Below are 18,632 nucleotides of genomic sequence, written 5' to 3'. Positions count from 1 at the left end.
GAGCCTCTGAGTGCAGCGATTTTATTATTGTTATGAACCCGATCTTCAAAACTCCACAAACCCCCTGTGGGAGCGAGCCTGCTCGCGAAAGCGTCGGTTCAGTCAATGGATTCATTGAATGACACACCGCTTTCGCGAGCAGGCTCGCTCCCACAGGGGATCCATTTGCATTGAGGATTGGGCAAAAGCGTGCATAGAGTGTTGTTCACTATTGTTCATTGTCAATCACCCCGACTGTTCAAAAGTGTTCAGCTGTGAACGCCGCTTGCCCCCGTAAACACTGCTTCTCAAGACAAATCAAGCACTTGCCATTTCTGGCACGAATGTCGCTCTGTTGCTCCGGTCGCTTGACTCCAAAAATAACAAAGGCCGAGCCATGTCACTCACCCTGGAGCACGTCAGCCGTACCGTCGAGGGCCAGATCTGGATCGACGATGCGTGCCTGAAATTCGAACCCGGATCCTTCAACGTTCTGCTCGGGCGCACCCTGTCCGGCAAGACCAGCCTCATGCGCCTGATGGCCGGCCTCGACAAGCCCGACAGCGGCCGAGTGCTGATGAACGGCGTCGACGTTACCCAGCGCCCGGTGCGGCTGCGCAACGTGTCGATGGTCTATCAGCAGTTCATCAATTACCCGACCATGACCGTGTTTGAGAACATCGCCTCGCCACTGCGCCAGGCCGGCATCTCGAAAGAGATCATCCACAGCAAGGTGCAGGAAACGGCACGCATGCTGCGCATCGAGAAGTTCTTGCAGCGTTATCCGCTGGAGCTCTCCGGTGGGCAGCAGCAGCGCACGGCCATGGCCCGCGCGCTGGTCAAGGATGCTGAACTGATCCTCTTCGACGAGCCGCTGGTCAACCTCGACTACAAGCTGCGCGAAGAGCTGCGTCAGGAAATGCGCGAGCTGTTCAAGGCCCGCCACACCATCGCCATCTACGCCACCACCGAGCCCAACGAAGCGCTGGCCCTCGGCGGCACCACGACCATCCTGCACGAAGGCCGGGTGATCCAGAGCGGGCCGTCGACCGAGGTCTATCACCAGCCGCAGTCGGTGCTCGCCGCTGAATTGTTCTCCGAACCGCCGATCAACCTCATGCCGGGACGCATTGCCGGCAACGAAGTCAGCTTCGCCAACTTCGTACACTTTCCGTTGAACGTCGATCTGCGCCCGGTGGGCGAGGGTGAGTTCCGCTTCGGCGTGCGCCCAAGTCATATCTCGCTGGTGCCGAGCAACGATGACGATCTCGAATTGGCCGTGACCGTCGAGGTGGCCGAGATCAGCGGTTCGGAAACCTTCCTGCATGTGCGCAACGAGCATTTCCTGCTGGTGCTGCACTTGCCGGGTGTTCACGAATACGACGTCGATGCGCCGATCCGCATTTATATCCCGACCCACAAACTGTTCGTTTTCGATGCGCAGGGCCGTCTGGTGCAAGCACCGGGCCGGCGTGTCGCGAGGGTTGCCTGATGGCCGAAATCCGTTTGCAGCACCTCGCCCACAGCTACAGCAAAACCCCGAGCGGCGCCGAGGATTATGCGATCCGCGAGATGGATCACGTCTGGGAGCAGGGTGGCGCCTACGCCTTGCTCGGCCCGTCCGGTTGCGGCAAGTCGACCTTGCTCAACATCATTTCCGGCCTGCTCAGCCCGTCCCAGGGCCATGTGTTGTTCGACGGCAAAGCGGTCAACGACCTGACCCCGGAGAAGCGCAACATCGCCCAGGTTTTCCAGTTTCCGGTGGTCTACGACACCATGACGGTGTTCGACAACCTCGCCTTCCCGCTGCGAAATCAGGGCATGGCCGAGGCGAAAGTGCACAGCAAAGTGCAGGAAATTGCCGAGGTGCTCGACCTGCAGAATCTGCTGAGCAAGAAGGCGCGCAATCTCACCGCCGACGAAAAACAGAAAGTCTCCATGGGCCGTGGCCTGGTGCGCGACGACGTCTCGGCGATCCTCTTCGATGAGCCGCTGACGGTGATCGACCCGCACTTGAAGTGGAAACTGCGGCGCAAGCTCAAGCAGATCCACGAGCAGTTCAATATCACCATGGTCTACGTCACCCACGATCAGCTCGAAGCCTCGACCTTCGCCGACAAGATCGCGGTGATGTACGGCGGCCAGATCGTCCAGTTCGGTACGCCACGGGAGTTGTTCGAACGGCCGAGCCACACCTTTGTCGGCTATTTCATCGGCAGCCCGGGGATGAATCTGATCGAGGTGCAGCCGCAGCCCGGTGGCGTCGGTTTCGCTTCGACGCACTTGCCGTTGTCCGACGCCTTGCAGCGCCATATCGAGCACGGCCAGTGGAAAAATCTCAAGGTCGGCATCCGCCCGGAGTTTATTCACGTGTGGGACGAGCCGTTTGACGATGCGATGCAGGCCAAAGTCGTACATGTCGAAGACCTCGGCACCTACAAGATCATGACCCTCAACCTCGACGGCGCACCGTTGAAGGTGCGTCTGGCTGAAGACAAACCGGTGCCTCAGGGCACGGCTTACATCAGTTTCCCGGCGCAATGGCTGATGGTCTATGCCGATGAATTTCTCCTGGAAGTCAGCGACGAGGAGGTGCAGCCATGAACAAGGTGCAGAACAACAAGGCCTGGTGGCTGGTGTTGCCGGTGTTCCTGCTGGTGGCGTTCAGTGCGGTGATCCCGATGATGACCGTGGTCAACTATTCGGTGCAGGACATCTTCGACCAGTCCAGCCGCTACTTCGTCGGTGCCGATTGGTACAAGCAAGTGCTGCTTGATCCGCGTCTGCATGACTCGCTGCTGCGCCAGTTCATCTACTCGGCGTGCGTGCTGCTGATCGAAATCCCGCTGGGCATCGCCGTCGCGCTGACCATGCCGACCAAGGGCCGCTGGTCTTCGGTGGTACTGATCATTCTGGCGATTCCGCTGCTGATTCCGTGGAACGTGGTCGGCACCATCTGGCAGATCTTCGGCCGCGCCGACATCGGCCTGCTCGGTTCCAGCCTCAACGCGATGGGCATCAGCTACAACTACGCGGCCAACACCATGGACGCCTGGGTGACGGTGCTGGTGATGGACGTCTGGCATTGGACTTCTCTGGTCGCGCTGTTGTGTTTCTCCGGCCTGCGGGCGATTCCCGACGTCTATTACCAAGCGGCGCGGATCGATCGCGCCTCGGCCTGGGCAGTGTTCCGCCACATTCAATTGCCCAAACTGAAAAGCGTACTGCTAATCGCGGTGATGCTGCGTTTCATGGACAGTTTCATGATCTACACCGAGCCTTTCGTGCTCACCGGCGGCGGGCCGGGCAATGCCACGACCTTCCTCAGTCAGACGTTGACGCAGATGGCTGTAGGGCAATTCGACCTCGGTCCGGCAGCGGCTTTTTCGCTGGTGTACTTCCTGATCATCCTGTTGGTGTCCTGGCTGTTCTATACCGCCATGACGCACTCCGACGCCAACCGTTGAGGCCCGGCCATGAGCAAGAGAAAGCTTATTCCGTTGCTGGTGTACATCCTGTTCCTGCTGGTGCCGATCTACTGGCTGCTGAACATGTCGTTCAAGAGCAACACCGAAATCCTCGGCGGCCTGACGCTTTTCCCACAGGATTTCACGCTGGCGAACTACAAGGTGATCTTCACTGATCCGAGCTGGTACACCGGCTACTTGAACTCGCTGTATTACGTCAGCCTCAACACGGTGATTTCCCTGAGCGTGGCGTTACCGGCGGCTTACGCGTTTTCACGCTATCGTTTCCTCGGCGACAAGCATCTGTTCTTTTGGCTGCTGACCAATCGCATGGCGCCGCCGGCGGTGTTCTTGCTGCCGTTCTTCCAGTTGTATTCGTCGATCGGCCTGTTCGACACGCATATCGCCGTGGCCTTGGCGCACTGCCTGTTCAACGTGCCGCTGGCGGTGTGGATTCTCGAAGGTTTCATGTCTGGCGTGCCCAAGGAGATCGACGAAACGGCCTACATCGACGGCTACAGTTTCCCCAAGTTCTTCGTGAAGATTTTCATCCCGTTGATCGGTTCCGGTATCGGCGTCACGGCGTTTTTCTGCTTCATGTTTTCCTGGGTCGAGCTGCTGCTGGCGCGCACGCTGACCTCGGTCAACGCCAAGCCGATTGCGGCGGTGATGACGCGCACGGTGTCGGCGTCGGGGATCGATTGGGGCGTGCTGGCAGCAGCGGGGGTGTTGACCATCCTGCCGGGCATGCTGGTGATCTGGTTTGTACGCAACCACGTGGCCAAGGGCTTTGCCCTCGGTCGAGTCTGAGGAGCTGATGATGGAATGGATGAGCTGGACGACACCGACCGCCGCGTTCTTCATCGGCATCGGTCTGATTCTGGTGGGCATGACCACCTGGGAATTGCACTCGCCGAGCATTCTGCGGCGCGGGTTTCTGCCGATTGCCACGACCCGTGGCGATCGCTTGTTTATCGGTCTTCTCGGCAGCGCCTACCTGCATTTGCTGGTAATCGGCGTCACCGACTGGAGCATCTGGGTGGCGTCCGCGTTGTCCCTGGTGTGGCTGTTGGCTGTGATGCGTTGGGGCTAGTCGAATCGTTCGGCAACGCGGCTCCACAACTTAAACAGGAGGTCTCTATGTTCGATAAAAACAATAAGCTGCGACATAGCATTTCATTGGCAGCCATGCTGGCACTCAGCGGTTTGAGCGCATCTGCCTGGGCCGACGCCTACGAAGATGCTGCAAAAAAATGGATCGGCAGCGAGTTCAAGCCCTCGACCCTGACGGCCGAACAGCAGCTCGAAGAACTGAAGTGGTTCATCAAGGCCGCCGAGCCGTTTCGCGGCATGGACATCAAGGTCGTTTCCGAAACCCTGACCACCCACGAATACGAGTCCAAGGTGCTGGCCAAGGCCTTCAGCGAAATCACCGGGATCAAACTCACCCACGACCTGCTGCAGGAAGGCGACGTGGTCGAGAAAATGCAGACGGTGATGCAGTCGGACAAGAACATCTACGACGGCTGGGTCAACGACTCCGACCTGATCGGCACGCACTTTCGCTACGGCAAGACCGAATCGATCACCGACCTGATGGCCAACGAAGGCAAGAACTTCACTTCGCCGACCCTCGACATCAAGGACTTCATCGGCATCTCCTTCACCACCGCGCCCGACGGCAAGATCTATCAACTGCCCGACCAGCAATTCGCCAACCTGTACTGGTTCCGTGCCGACTGGTTCGAACGCGCCGATCTGAAAGCCAAGTTCAAGGAAAAATACGGCTACGAATTAGGCGTGCCGGTGAACTGGTCGGCCTATGAAGACATCGCCAAATTCTTCAGCGAAGACGTCAAGGAAATCGACGGCAAACGCGTCTACGGCCACATGGATTACGGCAAGAAAGACCCGTCGCTGGGCTGGCGCTTCACCGATGCCTGGTTCTCCATGGCCGGTGGCGGCGACAAGGGACTGCCCAACGGCTTGCCGGTGGACGAGTGGGGCATCCGCGTCGAAGACTGTCATCCGGTCGGCTCCAGCGTGACCCGTGGCGGCGACACCAACGGCCCGGCGGCGGTGTTTGCCACCACCAAATACGTCGACTGGCTGAAGAAATACGCGCCACCGGAAGCGGCCGGCATGACTTTCTCCGAGTCCGGCCCGGTGCCATCGCAGGGCAACATCGCCCAGCAGATCTTTTGGTACACCGCGTTCACCGCCGACATGACCAAACCCGGCCTACCGGTGGTCAACGCCGACGGCACGCCGAAATGGCGCATGGCGCCGTCGCCTAAAGGCCCGTATTGGGAAGAGGGCATGAAGCTCGGCTATCAGGATGTGGGGTCGTGGACGTTCATGAAATCCACGCCTGAGAAACAGAAACTCGCGGCGTGGCTGTACGCGCAGTTCGTCACGTCGAAAACTGTTTCGCTGAAGAAAACCATCGTCGGTCTGACACCTATTCGCGAGTCGGACATCAACTCGCAGGCCATGACCGATCTGGCGCCGAAACTCGGTGGTCTGGTCGAGTTCTATCGCAGCCCGGCCCGCGTGCAATGGTCGCCGACCGGTACCAACGTGCCGGACTATCCACGTCTCGCTCAGCTGTGGTGGAGCCATATCGCCGAAGCCGCCAGCGGCGAGAAAACACCGCAACAAGCGCTCGATGGCCTGGCCAAGGATCAGGACCGCATCATGGAACGCCTCGAACGCTCCAAGGCCCAGGCCACTTGCGCACCGAAAATGAACCCGGAACGCGATGCGCAATACTGGTTCGATCAACCGGGCGCACCGAAGCCGAAACTGGCCAACGAGAAGCCGAAGGGTGAAACCGTGAGCTATAGCGAACTGCTGAAATCCTGGGCGGATGCGCGCAAATGATGTTGGAAATGTGAGAAGCGAACGGCACCGGAAGGTGCCGTTTGCTTTTTCTCCCCATTTATTTGAATCGACAGCGGTCTGGCTCTCTTGTGTTTTGTGGTGCGCGCATTTCGCACACCGCGAATTCCCATCGAAGATTTGCGGGGGATTGCAATCAGCGTTTTACGTTGTTGGCAAATTGCTTCAGCAACGTAGTTTTCTTTCGTTCGTATACGTCTATCGAATACTGAGCAAGCTCAAAAGGGTGCGCCTCCATATCGACGGGGTAAACTTTAGTATCTTTCTCGGACCAGAGGAAATTATGGTCCTGTACATCCTGGTGATATAGGTCCTTTGCTTCCATTTCATTAAACATCTCCAAAAGTGCATTAGCGCCGTTTGCCGGAATGGAGCCTCTCTTGATGTCACCGAGGGGGATGCCATCGAGTTTTATCATCTTGAGGTAACTCTGATTGTCTTCAATAAGTGCCGTCGCCGAGCCTGCTCCATAGTAAGCATTGAAGCTCTCGGCTTCGGATTTTACATATTCCGGAATATTGTTTTTCTTGTTGGCTCCTCTGAACTTTTTATAGACATGTTTTCCGTCGGCGCTTTCGTATATTTCTCCTTCGCCCCCGCCGGCTATAGCAGGGCGACCACCAATATCATCTGCAATCGGGGTCGACTTATTCTTCAGCGAAGAATCTGTCAATTGCACTTTCTCCATCAACACTTCGATGGGGTGGCTTGCGCCCGGGACTTCTGGAGACAATGGTGGTGTCTCAGGAAATCTGAATCTCGTACTGTCATCAAATACCGAGTGTGCTGAAAATGGCGTTGATGATAACGGCGAAGGCGACGATCCGGGGGGCTCTTCAATCGGATAGTCCTTATTGACGCCTTCACGAATTCGCCCATCAATGTCGAAATAGGTCAACGGATTGTTTTTCACCATGCTGAACAGATTCAGACCATCAATCACCCCGGCCGGATCCGGATTCAGCCACCGCTGCCAACTGGCCATGTAATACCTGAACCCATAATAATAAAGCCCGGTCGCATCCCGCTCTTTGCCCGAATAGCGCAGCGTTTTATAACTTGCCTCGATTTCGCTGCGTCCGGCAAACCACGCGGTAGTGCCGAAAGGGTGGTATTGCTCCTGACTGATGAGCTGGCCTGTGGTGTCGAGCTCCATGGTGCAGGAACCCAAATGGTCGTTGAGGTTGTAACGCGGCTGATCGTTGTCATTACCTTTGGGCGGTTCGGATTCCCAGTGCAACACCTGCACGCTGCTGCGCCCGGCTCGAACACTGATTATTTGCAGCATTTCCCCCGTACCACTGTGGGTACGGATTTGCAGATTTGGCAGATAACGCACTTCGGCCATCAGCGTTTTAGCGTTGGTCTGTATCAGCCGCATTTTTTGCACGCGCATGCCGTCTGCGGCGTATCGGTATTGCTCGTTATCATCCGAACGGTCTTCACGCAAAACCAGCCGAACTTCACGCAATTGGTTACGCAAGTCCCAGTTGAAAGTCTGTCCTGGTTGCAAGCCAAGCAGATTGCCATTGGCATCGAAGCCGTTGCGCAAATCTTCCTCGCCTGGTTCCAAGCCATCGCGCACCGGCAAGCAGCGGTTACTGTGCTTGGCAGCGAGCAGGCGCTGACCGTGGCGTTGCGGGCCGTTGTGAGTCAATTCGAGCAGATTGCCAGCGCGGTCATAGCGATAGGTCTGGGTGTAATTGGCGATGGCTGCAGGATCTGCAATCAGTGAAAACTTCGATGTCTGACACGCCTCCCAACCCGTGGCCTCGATCAACTGATCGAGACTGTCATAACGGTAGCGGTTGACCGGCTCGATGCGCTGGTTGGCGAAGTATCGAATCGGGAGGGCGGCGTCTTCAACACTCAGCACATTGCCTACCGGGTCGTAGGCATAACGCAAGTCTTGCAGGATGTCGTTGCCGCGCTGGCGTAGCAGACTGATCAGCCTGCCATCCTCGGCGGCGTAGTCGAATGTGGTGAGCACGCCGTTGCCAGCGGTTTCCCGAAGGGTATGTCCTTGGGCATCGTACTGGATGGCGCCGACCAGCGTTTTCGGCGCGGAGCCCTTCAATTGCAGTCCAACCTCTCGCAACTGCCCGTCCACGGTCTGGCTGAAAAGCTGTCGGTGTTCTCTGGCGTCGATTTGTTCGATGATTTCCGAGAGCGGGTTGAAACGCGTGTAGCTCGTGGCGGCATGCGCGTCTTCGAGCAATTTGTCACGCTCGCTGAGCGATACCGGCCAGTCAGGAGAGTCGAATGAGCACAGAAAGCGTCGAGACTGCGTCCGGATTCCACCGGTCAGTCCGAACTGTTCGAACAACTGCGTGCCAGCCGGATCATCATGACGGATGAGCTGCCCGCACTGGTTACGCACGGCAAATGTCGGATCGCTGCCGGCATAAGCATATCGCTCCGCACACAAAGGTGCGCCGTCGCCGGCGTGTTCGAACACCGCCTGTGGTCGCAGCTGTTTGTCATATTCGATGCTGCGCAGGCTGCCCCGGCCATCCCAACCGTGCAGCGGTTGACGCGCCTCGCCCCACAGAGTGACGCGCCATCCGGCATCGACGCTGAGGGTGATCAGCACCTGACCGGTCAGTGAGTAAATGGTCCTGAGGTTGGCGGGGGCTGAGGCATCGGCGAACAATCGTGGATCGCGCTGCGCCACCGGTCGTCCACCAACGTCATGTTGAACCGCGGTGATGCGCGCTTCAGATTCGCTGCCATCTTCGCGCCAGTAGGCGACCTGCCGCACCGGCAAGCCTCGGGAGTCCGTGACGCTCAGATGGGGCGTCTGCGCATGCCTGCTCACCTCCCTGTCCACCAGTTGCGTCGTCGTTGTTCCGGCGGTGGGTCGAACAGATCGTTTTCATCGAAGGCGACGTTACACCAGATCCAGTACCAGACTTCCCGGCGCAAAGGTTTCAGCATCGGCGGATTGCCTTGCAGCATTTGTTTCGCCAGTACGGTTTCCGTCGGTCGGCCCACCGCGTCGTAGAACTGCTGGTCGTGAAAAGCATGCTTGCGCATCGAGCGATCATTGATATAACGCGGTTGATCGGCGAAGTAGGGTCGGTAAATCCGCACTGTTTGGCCTTTGTTGTTGTATTCGACTGGCTCGCTGACACGCCAGCGTCGCCGGGCCTCGGCGTCTATCGGTTTGCCATTGTCGTCGAGGACCAGCTCGCCGTTGTCATCGACCTGCCAGGCTACGCCGGGGGGGACCTCCTGTTTGGTCTGCAGGGTACGGCCTAAACCGTCCAGACAGGCAATGCTGACTCGCACTTGTAGCGCCGGGTCACCTGGGTAGCGGTCGGCCAGCAGGGCCACCGAATACACGGGCTCACGCTGTGCCGCAGCGATTTGCTGTTGCAGCACGGTTTCGTTCGGGTCGGGATTTTCCAGCTTGGCAACGTATTGCCAGGCGCGGTCGCAAAGGTGTCCGTCGGGCAGGATGAAACCCTGATTTTTCGCCCAGGCCAACCACTCGGGGGAGGGCGGGGACGAACGGGAGATGCGTCCCATCCAGCTGAAGGTGTCCCAGAAACTGGCGCTGGCGAAATTGCCAATCGCTTGTTTCGGATTGGCGATGGCTATGGCCGGGTCGCGGTCTGCGGGCGGGATGTAGGTTTGTAGCGGGTCAAAACCCACCGGCTCTCCAAGTTCGGTGCCATGGAAACTGCTTACCAGCGGTTCACCGAAGGCGTTATAGCGTGCTTCTTGCAGGTTGCGGTTGGCATCTTCGATGGTCGCAGGGAGGAAGGTGCGGTAATCCACGTCCAGGCTGCGGGTAGTGCAACCGTCCGGTAAGGTCACTGCGGTGGTCACACACCAATACGCGTCGTAGGTAATCAGGGTTTCACCGTGACTGCGGGTTTCACGGTATTTCTGCACGTTATGAAAGCCGTCAAGTGTGTGGTAGGTAGGGAACCCTCTGTGCACTGACCACAGATAATTCTTCGCGTCGTCAGGGTCGCCAGTCGGAGCGTGGTCTTGCTCGGGCAAAAACAGCGGCATGATGTGGTAACCCACCTCTGGCGATTCGAGTTTTTCTTTCAGGTTGAAGGGCATGCTGCCATCCACCGCGAGTTTGTCGTAAGCGCTGAGCGCGACAGCATCCAGTTCGGCCGTCTCCATGTAGGCGGGCAAGCCTTCGAAAGTCGACGCGCCCGGATCCAGGGTTGCACCGCTGCGAGGGTCGATGTAGCGCTGCAGCGTCAAAGCAGACAACACCGCGTGCTGCGCCCATTCGCCATCGTCGCGGCCCATTTGCAAGATGTGTTCATGATGGATCGTTGCGGCACTCAGCGCCGCTTTTTCCAGCACCAGAGAATTGCTGCGCAGGCGGCAGGACAATCCAAGGCGCCAAGCCTCGTTATTGGGCAAATGAATCGGTTCTGACTTGAGCTGCGTCAGGTACCATTTTTGTTGCGCATCGTCATGAGCATCCTTCCACCAGTTCTGGTGATGCTCCTCGTTGAACGGCGGCGTATCGCTGCTGGTCTTGCGTCGTGGGTAGTTGACACTGAACGCGTGCACTACGGTCCCGTATTGATCCCATTCCAGATTCAACTGGTGCTGGCACATTGGATCGTCGGCGATAGCGGGTTCGTATTGGTAACTGATGGATTCCACCTCCAAAGGCAATATCACCGCGTAAGGCTGATGCTTGCCCTTGGGACGCAGCACCCGCGCGCCATAGCGATGCTCCTGAACCACGTACGGCACGGCGGTCGCGGTCGCGGGATCGTCATCGGCAGCATGGATTTCCGAGCGCATTACCCGGCCGCTCAGCGTGCGAGCGATCTCCCGGACGCTGTCGTCATCGGCTACGGTAAAGGGTTGCGCGAGGCGATCATTGAAGTGGTAGTTCTGCAGCAGTGAGGGTCTGAGATCGATTGCCTCCGCGTCGCAGGTGTAATACCCGGCCCTCGGCGGGTCGATGGTTTCGCCGGTATGAAACCAGGTCTTGCTGAGGATCGGCGCTGTGAACCCCGCCGTCGCACGTTCGGCGGCCGACGCTTCGGTGTCGCTTTGCAGTAGCAGGCGGAAACCACGGAACTCGCGCTCGAAAAGATCGTAGTAACCGCCCCGGTATTTGAAACTCTGACTCAAGGTGGTGCGGGAAATCTCATCGCATTGGGTTTGCCGGCTGACCAGGTGCATCGCCATTGGCAACGAGGAAACCGGTCTGGCGACACCGGCCGCCTGCAACTCTTGTTTTTCGTCCAGCCATTCCTGAGCGGAGCTGCGGTAGTCCACGCCAGTGCTGGCGCCCATGTTGTTGCAACTGCGGTTGAGCAGATACGGCTTGGCTTGGACAAAGTCGTAGCGCCAGTGCTCTGGCGACATGTGCGGTAGCGTCACGACCAGGCTGGAGCAACCCAGGCCTTGCAGATCAGCGCTGCTGACCTGCCACAGCGGGTCGTAGGAATGGCCTTCGGGCCAGGACAGGTCGACTGAGGTCTGTTGAAAACCGCTGCCGGCATGGTTCATGAACACGCGCAGGCGCTGGGTTTCGAGATAGATCAGATCAGCGGCACCCGAACCGTCGAGATCAGCGAGCAAGACCTGTGACGCATTGAATTCGCTGTCATCGAAGGGCAGGGGGCACAGCACGAAGCCCTTGCCGAAGCGGCCACGGCCAAGATTCGGCCAGCATTTGACCTCGTTATGACGGATGCGTACCAGATGTTGCTGGCCGCTGCCGAGCACATCGGCGAACGCGACGATTTCGCTCGGGTTATTGCTGAGGACAGGCAGGTCATCGTAATCGCCAGAAGCATTTTCCTCTTTATGTGGTACGTCAATACCGTCGGCGAAACCTGCCGCGCGACGGTTGGCGTACAAGCGAACACTGCGCGGCCCGATCAGTGCCAGGTCGCTAAGACCATCGCCTACCAGATCGCTGATCTGTGCCATCGGGTGGAAAAACTCACCGGGAAACGCATCGAATGTCATGAAGCCGGACCAGTTACGATCCGGGTCAAGGGTGAAAAATCCGCACATGCCTGGCGTGGCGAGCACCCAGTCGAGCTTGCCGTCGCCGGTGAGGTCAGTCAGGGACTGGCGCACCGCCTTGCCATGGTCGGCAGGCGGTATTTGCTCAAGGCGTTGCCAGTCGCTGTAGCTAACGTCTTCACTGCCAGTTTCACCGCGCAGCGGCTCGCGGTAATACCAGCCCTGGTCATATCGACAGAGCACACCCGCCAGGCCCTCACCGTACAGGTCGACCAACTGATATTGATGACTATCGTTGAGCCCGGGCATGGCCGGGAATTCTTTCCAGCCCTGCGGTTGCGAGACGAGGTCGAACGTGTTGTAAGTGAACTCCATTGGCGGTCGGCTTTCGATCTGGCCGAGTCCGTCGTACGCCTGCTGATGAGCCGCGCTCAGGTGGTTGTAGCCCAGCGCACTGAGGCGATATCGCAGGAGCAGGCGTTGTACCAGAACCGGATCGTCACCCAACTCCTTGGGGAAGTGATGAAACATCAGCACTTGTCGGCACAGACGTCGATTACCCAACTCGAAACCGTAGGCATAGATCCAGTAAGGATCGCTGCGCTCGGGCCATGGTTGTTGTTCATTGAATGTCGGCACTTGTTCAAGGTCGGTGCTGCGCTCGCCATAGTCGAACACCAGTTGAAAGTGCCATAACTGTTTTTCCCAGCTGCCGGGGTCCCAGGCGTACAGATGCGCGCAGGCTTTTTCGTTGCCGTAACACACTCGTTTGAGATAGCGCTGAGCGCGGTAGTCGCGATACTGCGGAGCCACTGGCAGCTCGGTTTCCGCTTTGTACTCGTAGATGATGTGTTCGCCGCGGGTATTGAGGCTTTCTTCGATCAGCCAGACGCCCACACGCTGCGGGTCGCAAGGGTCGACCCGGCGTGAATTGGTTGTGCTGCCATAGATATGCAGGCTGCCGTCGGCACGGTGAATCAGCCAGAAGCCGGGTTTGTCGGTCTCGTTCGACCAATGTTCGATCAAGGCGAAAGCACCCTCGGTCCGTGGCCAGTGGCGAACGACGTCATACGCTGTCGTCAGGGGTAAGCCGTTGTAATCCTCAGCGGTGCGGGAAATCAGTTCGCCGGTGCTCTCATTGCGTTCGGGCATCCAGACATCGCCGTCAGGTCCCACGATCTGGTCAGTGCCGTCATAAGTCGGCACGCCTTTGACCGTGCGCAGGGTCACCGCGTCAACCGTCAACTGCCAGCCAAGTCCGCAAGGGCTGTTGCCCGTACCGCTGCTGTAAACGAGACCCAGCGGCGGGATAAAACCGCGCCCCAGGGAAATCGGCAACGGCAGTTCCAGCGACGCAGTGCCCTTGGTACCTACGCCGGCCGATCCCTTGCCGATGCTTTGGATAGCACCGCCGCCCTTGGGCAGGCTGGGGGTGTTGATCTGCATTGTCGATGGTTGCGGCTGCTGTTGTTCGCTCATAGCGAACCGCCTTCACATCTGGCGGTGTAGCACACATGCAGGATGATGTTGGAAAGGCGCTTGAGCATGGCCTCCTGGTCAGCATAGTTGGGAAATGTCAGGCTCCAGCGTGAGATTGCCCCGGTGTACTCGAATGGCAGATAGCGTTCATCCTGGAAGTTGAGCTGAAACATGCCGTTGTCTTCCAGTGATGAAGACAGGGCAATCTGCTGGCTCACCCGCAGGTTGTCCTTGGCATTGCCTGGCGTTGTGGCCATTTCAACTTTGCTGTAGGTCTGTTTCAGCACCGCTCGGATATCTTGATAGGGCCCGAGGATAGCCGGTAGCGTTACGCTGATAGTCTTGATCCGACGCAGATAATGATTTTGCCCGGCGTAATCATCGTCGAACATTTTCTGAGTCAGTTCGAACTCACACGTGCCGTTGCTGAGCAGCGATGATTTGATGTCTGCCCACGTTTTATTGATGGTTGAACTCGGGTCCTTGGCCATCAAATCCTGCAGTGACACGGTTTTCCTGATTTCCAGATCGCGGCGGTTGTGCTGCATGTACTGGCTGTACATCTGTTGCAGGCTCATCTTCAACTCTTCCCCGGCGCCGAGGCCGCGGTAGGTGGCATTCCATGCGCCTGGATGGACGAAGGTCTGAGTGAAATTGCCCATTTCGTATTGCCAGCAGGCTTCGGCGGCCTGGCACAGCGATTGTGCGGTGGTGAAGGCGGTGTGGTAGAAACCGGCGAATTTGCTGTTGAGCCAATCGTAGGTCTGTGATCGGCTGAAGCGGTTGTTGCTCAGCAGGAAGTCATGGGTAGCCCTGGCCTGCTCCAGAGCAGTTTGCGCCTGTCGCAGCTGCAGTTGGCTGGCTTTGTGTTGTTCTTCGTAGACGGCGATTTGCGCCTTGATCTGTTCGGCCTCAAGTTTTGCCTGGTCGCGGGCGTGGGTCCATTCCTGGGTGCGACGCCGATATTGTTCGATTCGCTCCATGGTTTGGCCTGCGGCATAGGCCAGTTGCGACCACGTTTGTGCATGGGACGCAAAGCTGAGAGCTGCCCCCTCCAGGCGTGCACCACCAACTGCCATGCCGACTATGTTGGGGGCTACTGTCAATGCGTGACCGACTCCCTGAGCAATGATTGCTGCGGTCTGGCCGAGATTTCCTGCCAGGTAAGCGGCTCCCGTAGCGATTTCCAGCGGGCTGACACCCTCTTTCAACAGTTTCTCGTAATAACCGACACGTCCCGTAATCAGGTCCTGACTCGCCAGCAACGCCTCCTTGTTTTTTTCGTCAATCTTGCCGGCCTGAACCTGTATATCCACTGCCATCTTCGCCAGGTTCCACGCCTGTTGCTGTTGCAATTCCAGATATTGCGCTTGCTCCTTGCGTTCGATAAGCGACATTAGCGTTGAACCGAACTGGATCACGCTGTCCACCGCGTTCTGCGCCAAGGCGAACATGAAACTGAAGCGGTAATCGGGAATTTGCGGATTCAACAGACGGCTGAGCGCCGCACCCGACAGGCCCTGGCCCCATGCGGCGAGCAACGCCCGCGGATCCAGCGGCGTGGCGAACAACGGCAGGTTCAGGGGCGTGCCGGCCATGTCGAGATTATGCCGCAGGTTGTACAAACGGCTCTCGGCGCGCTCCCAATGCATGATCAGTTCGGGATTGAAGGGGCGACGCAGATATTCGATATCAACGCTCGTCAGTAACGGGTCATCGCCCTTTGGCAGCAGGCATAGCAAGGGCGCCGACTCGCAGGCCGCAGCCTTTCCGATGCGCAGTGGCGGGTGTTGCTGAAGCTGCTGTTGCGTGGCGATCAGGCGCTGCTCGAAGTCACGCAATTGCGCATTTTTCGACGAACTCAATTCGTCGAGCGTGAGCGGCAACCAATCGTCGACCTGGCGCACATCCGGGCGCGGCCCCAGCAGGTCCATGATGTGCACGTAGCGCAACTTGGCCTCGGCCAGTCCATCCGGTGTCAGCTCGGCGTACGCCAGATCAGCCTGGCGGCTCTCGATCTCGATGAACAGTTTCCACAGCGCCTTGCGAAAATGCACGGGAAAACTCAGGGCAATCTGATGCGGATCGTCCGGGTACAGGATGCTCAGGCTGGGGTCGACCGGGCCAGGCCACACGGGTAATTCCAGCGGCACGGCCTGCCAGTAACCGGGGTGCCCCGGTTCGGCACTCTGTCGTGTCGGGTCATATAGATAGGCCAGCCACTGTTTCGCCTGATCGTACTGCTGCTCTTCGTTCAAGCGATAGGCCACCAGCCATGGCAAGTACAGAAACAGCTCGAGGAAATACAGATAGTAGGCGCCCGAGAAATCCATGGCTTGCGATCCCTGACCATCAGGGATGGGTGGTTCTGTGCGCTGGGTCTGTGTTTCCCAGCTTAGCAAGGGGGCCATACCGTTCTCGGCAAGGTTGATCAATTGCCGCGCAAAAGTGCTGTTCATGCGCACAGGCGCACGGAATGACTTTTCAGGTTGGCCCCCATCGCTGTACTCGATGCTGGAGCCGCTGAAGTCAATGAATTGGGCTGTGCCCAGCGAGGGATTGTCATCGTTGCTGATGCGCGGCGCGATCTGGTGTTCGGCTTCGAGTGCCTCCCCCCAGGTAATCGATAGCGCTTTCAGAGCTCCGCCGACGGGTGTATAGCCGATCGGACTGTCTCTATGGATCAAGACGCCATACACGAAAGGGATTTTCAGCGCTGCATCGGACTCAGGCCACTCGACCGGCCAGCCGTCGGGCAGATGTCTGACCTTGTCCAGAATCATCATATATCCGCCGCCGCCGTTGTTTTGGTTCAAGCTTTCAACGACGCCCGAGGTATATAAACGACGTATCTGGTCAAGCGATTCAGGAAATTCATCCACCTGTACGTCCAGAGGATGCCCTATGAACAGCTGATATCCGTAAGCCTCGAAAATGTGGTTACGAATGCTCGGTAGCAGACTGGTTGTAGAGCTTTCACCGCCTTTGGGGCTTCGCCAAACGTCGCCGACGTGGATGCTATTCGGGCTATCCCGCAGCAAACCAAGTATGTCCGAGCCGGCGACTTTGCCCGCGAGGGAAACGGTGCCACCCGGCTGTATGCGCGGGACGGTAAATTCCGTTCGGTTGTTGCTGTCGGAATCCGAAATCAGGCTTCTGATGCTGTCTGGAAAACCTCTGAAGCAATACGCTGTGTCCTGCATGTTCATGAATTCACCGACAGACGTGATCTCCGAGCCCTCAAGCAAGGTGCGCCAGCGACTTTCAGCTGTGTGATTGAACACCAGGGTCAAGTGAAAGAGTTCTTTGTCGTCAGCGCTGCCGATAGAAAATTTCAGCGTTGTGACATCTGGAAATCGCTCATCGAGTCTGAGCACCAACTCGAGGCTGGACCGGCCTGGTCGATAGTCAAGGTCGGTACCTTCGCGCATGGTCGCGATGCGCGATTGCCAGCCATTGAAGTTCCAGGTTGGTTTGTCTGCGTGCGGTACTTCGTGTTCTACGGCGCCGAACACAGGTGTAGTGGCGGGCAGCCAATATTGAAAACGTCCAGCAGCTTCCGGTTTCGCGAAGATGTGGCCTATGAGTCGTACGTGCTGTTCGCTTTTTTCGAAGATCCCGGCGGACGACGCTGGGATCATATTGCCGGCTGTTACTACGCCGGATGAAGGAAACAGTGGCGTCACATTGAAGTTCTTGTCGATTCGTATCGTACGCAGAAAATCGTATTTGTCGTTGTTGTGATCATCGCCGCCCTGGTACCCCGAATACATCAGGACTTTCATGGAGTCGGGCGAAGTCGAGTGGTCATACACCGCGATGGTCTGGGTTTGTTCAGCGATTTCTTCCAGAGGTTTCGCGACCAGCGTCTCTGTCTTGCAATAACTCTCGATATAGACCCGCGGAGTGCTCCAGGTGTCGTCGTATTTTTTGTAGCTGGCGTATAGACGGAACCTGGGATTGACCTTGACGCTCGGGTCAGCCTCGCCCGTGACCGGTGACTGTGTGGCGGTTGCATCCTGGAGTTCCAGCTCGGCCCAGATCACGAACAGTCTGTTATTGAACCAGCACGGGCGAACGGTGTGCTCCAGCGCTTTTTCGGAAATGGGCACATTGGCTTTTTGCCAATCCGACCAGGCACTGGGCAGCGGCTTGTCAAATTTTTCCGGGACCTCTTCTGGTTTCCCCGCAGGTACTTTTACCGCGCGCTGAGACATGTCGAGTGAGCGCCAGTACCAGGCATTTTCGGCCGGAGATTTGCCGATGAAATAATAGGTGCTGTTGGCAAAGTCTTCGCCGTCGATGTAGCCATTGCAGATTTTCAGATTGGCGACTTCTTCGAACCGGGCAAGGTAAGCCAGCACGGCGGTCTGTACGGTTTCTGGCTGTATTTGCGCTTGGTTGAGATCGTTCTCCAGTTGCTCGAAACTGGCGCTCTTGGTCAGGCGCAGGGTCGGGTCCAGATAGATGTCCGGGGAGCTCCGCAACTTCTGGAGAGCGCCCCAGATCGAGTAGCGATTGAGGCCATCGCGCCAGGTTCGGGTCTGTAGCGGAGTGAAGCTGTCATCGATGTAACCGGGTTCCAGGCTGAGCATCATGCTGTTGATTTGCTGCTGATAACTGGCGATGGCACAAGCCACAGGACTGGTTGGCACATTCTGGCTGACCAGTACGTCCAGCAACCAGAATTCATAAAGGTCGTTGGCGGTCTTGATCCTATGAGCCAGCCCCTGCTCGATCAGGTAGGGATCGTTGGGTACGGCTTCGTGCAGGTACAGGGCTAGCATCGCGTCACGCAGTGCTTCGTTGAGAGGCGCGTCGAAGGCAGTTGTCATGATC

General features: G+C 57.8%; 9 protein-coding genes. 6 read left to right on the top strand and 3 right to left on the bottom strand.

Annotated features, from left to right (window positions below; translation table 11 throughout):
* Window positions 1-376 precede the first annotated feature (376 nt).
* From OK411_RS18260 to OK411_RS18235, 6 genes are read left to right on the top strand one after another with little or no spacing between them, the layout of a single operon-like run.
* Window positions 377-1,471: an ABC transporter ATP-binding protein gene (locus tag OK411_RS18260; RefSeq protein WP_016775291.1), complete on the top strand. Its 1,095-nt coding sequence runs from the start codon at window positions 377-379 to the stop codon at window positions 1,469-1,471.
* Window positions 1,471-2,583, top strand: a complete 1,113-nt coding sequence (locus OK411_RS18255) for an ABC transporter ATP-binding protein (RefSeq protein WP_041477087.1) — start codon at window positions 1,471-1,473, stop codon at window positions 2,581-2,583. Before OK411_RS18260 ends, OK411_RS18255 begins: the two co-directional genes overlap by 1 nt.
* Window positions 2,580-3,446, top strand: coding sequence for a carbohydrate ABC transporter permease (locus OK411_RS18250; RefSeq protein ID WP_007912484.1), 867 nt, complete (start codon window positions 2,580-2,582; stop codon window positions 3,444-3,446). The genes OK411_RS18255 and OK411_RS18250 overlap by 4 nt, the downstream gene beginning before the upstream one ends.
* 9 nt (window positions 3,447-3,455) lie before the next feature.
* Window positions 3,456-4,256 (top strand): carbohydrate ABC transporter permease, encoded by an 801-nt coding sequence (locus OK411_RS18245; protein WP_003192012.1) that lies wholly within the window; start codon window positions 3,456-3,458, stop codon window positions 4,254-4,256.
* A gap of 10 nt (window positions 4,257-4,266) precedes the next feature.
* Window positions 4,267-4,539, top strand: a complete 273-nt coding sequence (locus OK411_RS18240; RefSeq protein WP_125927402.1) for a DUF2160 domain-containing protein — start codon at window positions 4,267-4,269, stop codon at window positions 4,537-4,539.
* Window positions 4,540-4,586: 47 nt separating this feature from the next.
* Complete coding sequence (locus OK411_RS18235) at window positions 4,587-6,329, top strand: ABC transporter substrate-binding protein (protein ID WP_016775286.1); 1,743 nt, start codon at window positions 4,587-4,589, stop codon at window positions 6,327-6,329.
* Between the two features lie 154 nt (window positions 6,330-6,483).
* Here the strand turns inward: OK411_RS18235 and OK411_RS18230 are convergent, their stop codons facing one another.
* From OK411_RS18230 to OK411_RS18220, 3 genes are read right to left on the bottom strand one after another with little or no spacing between them, the layout of a single operon-like run.
* Window positions 6,484-9,165, bottom strand: coding sequence for an RHS repeat domain-containing protein (locus OK411_RS18230; RefSeq protein ID WP_264365481.1), 2,682 nt, complete (start codon window positions 9,163-9,165; stop codon window positions 6,484-6,486).
* Window positions 9,162-13,793 carry a SpvB/TcaC N-terminal domain-containing protein gene (locus OK411_RS18225; RefSeq protein WP_264365480.1) on the bottom strand — a complete coding sequence of 1,544 codons (4,632 nt, stop codon included), beginning with the start codon at window positions 13,791-13,793 and terminating at the stop codon, window positions 9,162-9,164. The genes OK411_RS18230 and OK411_RS18225 overlap by 4 nt, the downstream gene beginning before the upstream one ends.
* Entirely contained in the window at window positions 13,790-18,628 is a 4,839-nt protein-coding gene (locus OK411_RS18220) for a neuraminidase-like domain-containing protein (protein WP_264365479.1), read from the bottom strand. The genes OK411_RS18225 and OK411_RS18220 overlap by 4 nt, the downstream gene beginning before the upstream one ends.
* Window positions 18,629-18,632: the final 4 nt, after the last annotated feature.

This window comes from Pseudomonas sp. RG1 (genome assembly GCF_025910115.1).
GTDB classification, from domain to species: domain Bacteria; phylum Pseudomonadota; class Gammaproteobacteria; order Pseudomonadales; family Pseudomonadaceae; genus Aquipseudomonas; species Aquipseudomonas atacamensis.
The sequence above is the reverse complement of the archived record's forward strand: the minus strand, read 5'-3'. Positions and strand labels throughout refer to the sequence as shown.